This window comes from Peribacillus sp. P4_C12 (genome assembly GCF_056402095.1).
Genome location: NZ_JBFUIB010000374.1, coordinates 1 through 3,785 on the forward strand (window position 1 = coordinate 1; position 3,785 = coordinate 3,785).

The 3,785-nt window shown below is 32.8% G+C and carries 4 protein-coding genes and 3 pseudogenes; 5 read left to right on the forward strand and 2 right to left on the reverse strand.

Translation table 11 applies throughout. The annotated features are described in order from the left end of the window. Positions 1 to 96: pseudogene (locus tag AC1DUW_RS23205) on the reverse strand (YmaF family protein); the annotation flags it as partial. Between the two features lie 52 nt (positions 97 to 148). Then, on the reverse strand, positions 149 to 283 hold the full coding sequence (locus tag AC1DUW_RS23210) for a hypothetical protein (protein WP_269083727.1): 135 nt from the start codon (positions 281 to 283) through the stop codon (positions 149 to 151). A 633-nt stretch (positions 284 to 916) separates the two neighbouring features. Here AC1DUW_RS23210 and AC1DUW_RS23215 point away from each other — a divergent pair. The 5 genes and pseudogenes from AC1DUW_RS23215 to AC1DUW_RS23235 all read left to right on the forward strand — a co-directional run. Then, positions 917 to 1,501 (forward strand): annotated as a pseudogene (locus AC1DUW_RS23215) (sigma 54-interacting transcriptional regulator). Next, positions 1,486 to 1,710, forward strand: a pseudogene (locus tag AC1DUW_RS23220) (AAA-type ATPase lid domain-containing protein); the annotation flags it as partial. The pseudogenes AC1DUW_RS23215 and AC1DUW_RS23220, both read left to right, overlap by 16 nt. Before the next feature lie 8 nt (positions 1,711 to 1,718). Then, complete coding sequence (locus AC1DUW_RS23225; protein WP_161804916.1) at positions 1,719 to 1,865, forward strand: helix-turn-helix domain-containing protein; 147 nt, start codon at positions 1,719 to 1,721, stop codon at positions 1,863 to 1,865. 504 nt (positions 1,866 to 2,369) lie between these two features. Beyond that, positions 2,370 to 2,996, forward strand: coding sequence for a YitT family protein (locus tag AC1DUW_RS23230; protein ID WP_083450734.1), 627 nt, complete (start codon positions 2,370 to 2,372; stop codon positions 2,994 to 2,996). 514 nt (positions 2,997 to 3,510) lie between these two features. Next, positions 3,511 to 3,785, forward strand: a 275-nt coding sequence (locus AC1DUW_RS23235; RefSeq protein WP_477643564.1) for an amino acid permease, incomplete at its 3' end; no start/stop codon positions are given.

Sequence of the window (3,785 nt, forward strand, 5' to 3'; positions counted from 1 at the left end):
CTGATGAACATGGCCAGCATCAACAGATGTATAGTAAACGGATCCATGATTATGGTTTGGCACAAATCCTTGAATAAAATCATTCTTTCCTACCATTTATCCACTCCCAATCATCTCACTTTTTCAATACATATAGATTTCGGTTTTTTTACTGTTCACTCATATTCATACGTTTTTCCAATACCTTAATCAAGTAAAAGCCATGTTCACTTATTACCTCATCATGAATCTGGCATGTTTGAATTAACACTAATGTTTGGTCTTGATATAGTGTTTTTCCCATCTTTTCCCCTCCCTAACATAAATATAATCATATAATTGATTCCAATTATGAAAATATAGAAAAATTACAATATACCAATATAATTTTTATCATTCTAAGAAGGGGAAGGACAACCAAAAGGGTTGATTTCCTATATATAACGCTTTATTACTAGTATCCCAATTAGCAAAATTGACATCTCTTAAAACTTATCGCTTGAGTGTGTAAGCATCTTTCATGTGAGCTGTATTTGATACATGCCTGACAGAGGTAAACTTTTTTCATACAGTTGGAAATAGGGAGTGCAGTGCATATCTCTATAAAAGACGAACATATCGTTATAAAGAACACCTATTTAAGAAAGTGACATCTATTTAATCTCTAGGTGTCATTTTTTCTTTTATGTTTAAGGAGTTTGTACTATTGATTTACTGATGCAAGAACTATGCCGAAGTTTGAATGTTCGTAATATTTAGGGGTTATATATCAACTTAAATAATAATGGTGTTGAATTGYCACCAACCTGGTAATAAAATGACTACAAAAGGAGAGTGGATAATGGTGGAAATAATTGAACCTGATAAAGAAATTGAAGCAAAACAAAGAATTAATTCTTCACAAATTGTTATTAGAAGTCAGGAAATGCAAAATTAAATGGAAAAGGTAAAAAAGGTTGCTGCTTTCCCTACATCTGTACCTATCACAGGTGATTCCGGAACAGGAAAAGAAGTGTTAGCAAATTATATTCATTAGTATAGTCCTCAAAAGGATGCCCCCTTTATTAAAATCAATTGTGCTGCGATTCCAGCTGAATTATTTGAGTCTGAATTATTTGGATATGCTGAAGGAGCCTTTACTGGGCCCAAAAAAGGAGGGAAGGCTGGTCTTTTTGAAAAAGCTAATACAGGCACCATACTCTTAGATGAAATTGGTGAACTACCAAAGTTGATGCAAGCTAAATTGCTTCGTGTTCTTCAAGATTAAGCAATTACTCGAATAGGTGATTCGAAGCTAATTCCTCTTACGTTTCGGTTAGTTTGTTCTACCAATAGAGACCTCAGGGATCTTGTTAATAAAAAACAATTCAGAGAAGACTTGTGGTACCGAATTAATGTGATTCATTTGAATATTCCACCGTTATACAAGCGGAAATCCGACATTTTACCTCTTATTGACGTTTACCTTACAATGCTTTGTGAGCAGTACGGAATAAAAAAACAAATCATGCCGAATCTTTAAAGATTATGGAAAGCTATCAATGGCCTGGTAATGTTCGTGAATTAAAAAATATTATAGAGTTTTTAGTAGTATCAACATCAGTACCATTCATAACCCATAGAGACTTGCCAGAACATATAAGAGATTATTGGAAATTAGAAATTCCCCAAGAAAGTTCCGCGATGAAAAGTCAGATAATAATCTATTATCCACAAATAATCTTAATCTAAAGGAAGCCATGGCTCAATTTGAATCTCAGATGATCTTAAATGCCCTTCAATCTTCACAAAGCCTTAGAAAAGCTGCCATTAAGCTCGACATTGACCATGCAAATCTGATAAGGAGAATGAAACATCTCGGAATCCAATTTTCATACAAAAGATAAGATTCTTAATTTTAGCAATAATATTCTTCAATTGAGTATTCCCTCAGAATAGGTTTGGTTTGCAAGAATATACTCTTATGCTTTCTCGAACATATCTGATAGTTCTGGAAGAAATGTTGCTGACTGTCACTTGATAACTCCGCGATTTTTTACTTTGTCTCCCATTGTATTTACTACTTTTGATAATGAATCAGATTCTGAGAGTAGGACTATTTCAAAAAATTAGATTCTTTTTAGGTTTAATACAATTCTTGTCAGGTTACCTAAATTCTTACGGTAATTAGGAGGGAAGAGAGCTTCTAGCAAGGGGTTCATTCTACTTTTATCAAAAAGCAGTGGCGGTAAAGACTTAATGTAACTTAAACGAATCTTTAATATTTGAACTTAGTAATGAATGTTGTTCATATAGTTCAAGTATAAATATATATATCGAAGGAGGAGAAAGCTTTAACTATCTAATTTTTAGACTTTTTCTTAAATTGTTATAGAAAGGTGACAAAATTAATGAAGGACTTAATTAAAATTATTGTGGGAAATATTTCAATGACCTTTGCCTATGCTTATTTAATTGTACCGAATGAAATTATTAATGGTGGTGTGACGAGTTCCGCGTTACTATTAAATGCTTTATCTGGCTATAACATAGCCATGCTTGCTAATTTTGTTACAGGACTATTATTAATTATATGTTTAGTTTTTCTAGGGAAAGAATACTTTTTCAAATCAATAGTAAGTTCCCTTAGTTATATGCTTTTTTTTAACTTATTTTATTCACTGAGTATAAGCATTGATGTAAACATCATTGTAGTAATTATTATTTCGGCGATTTTGATAGCACTAGGATACTATTTATGTATAACAGCAAATGCATCCACTGTTGGGTTTGATGTTATAGCTTTAATTTTACATCACAAAAATAAAAAAATAGATATAGCAGCGACAATCAGGATAATTAATCTTATCGTACTATTATTGGGTCTGCTTGTTTATGGTTATACTTCGATCATTAAGGGTGTTGCGTTTACGCTGATCTTTTCGTCACTTTTAAAGAAAATGCTTAATAGAAATCAGAAGGCAGTAATGATAGATATCGAAGGGCAATTGGACAAAACAGCTAAAACGGAAAAATAGAATTACGAGATCAGGAGTCAGTCTGGTGTTTTGTAAACATTAAAATTATGTTCTTATAATGATTCCTGAACGGTTGTCCAAATATTCTGATTTTTAAATTGACTTTAAAAAAGTCAGAGTGTATTATACACATAGAAAGTGGTACTAACATCATGACGTTGTGATCTTAGTTCCATTTCGATTGTCATAATAAACTATATGGAGGAGGAAATAGGATAACAGAAAATCTAGAGCTTCGTCTCTTTGGTTGCGTGAATAATATTAAGCAATAAGCTGAAAAGACCTATTCTTATGTGTCTATACACATAAGAATAACGCTAGTGTTTGTTTCGAAAATGTCTATTTATTGGTAAATCTGCACCGTTTTATGGTTATGTATGATTTTTTGCACTATTTTGTGAGTATGTAAGGGAAAAGTAGTTTATGTAGTTGTGTTAGAGTAGCCTGGCTTTTTAAGTAGATGTAAGCGTTATCAATAAGTGGTTCCCTAAATTACTGAAAGTTGGTGGAGGTTATGAAACATCAACAAGAAGAATTGAAACCTGGTCTTAAACAAAGACATTTAACAATGATATCTTTGAGTGGTGTAATAGGAGCTGGTTTATTCGTAGGAAGCGGTATTATTATTGGTCAAACAGGCCCCGGAGCGATTTTATCATACGTATTAGCAGGCTTAATCGTTGTTTTAGTCATGAGAATGCTCGGAGAAATGGCTACAGTAAACCCTAATACAGGATCTTTTGCTGTTTATGCAAGAGAAGGGATTGGTGAGTGGGCCGGTTTTACTAC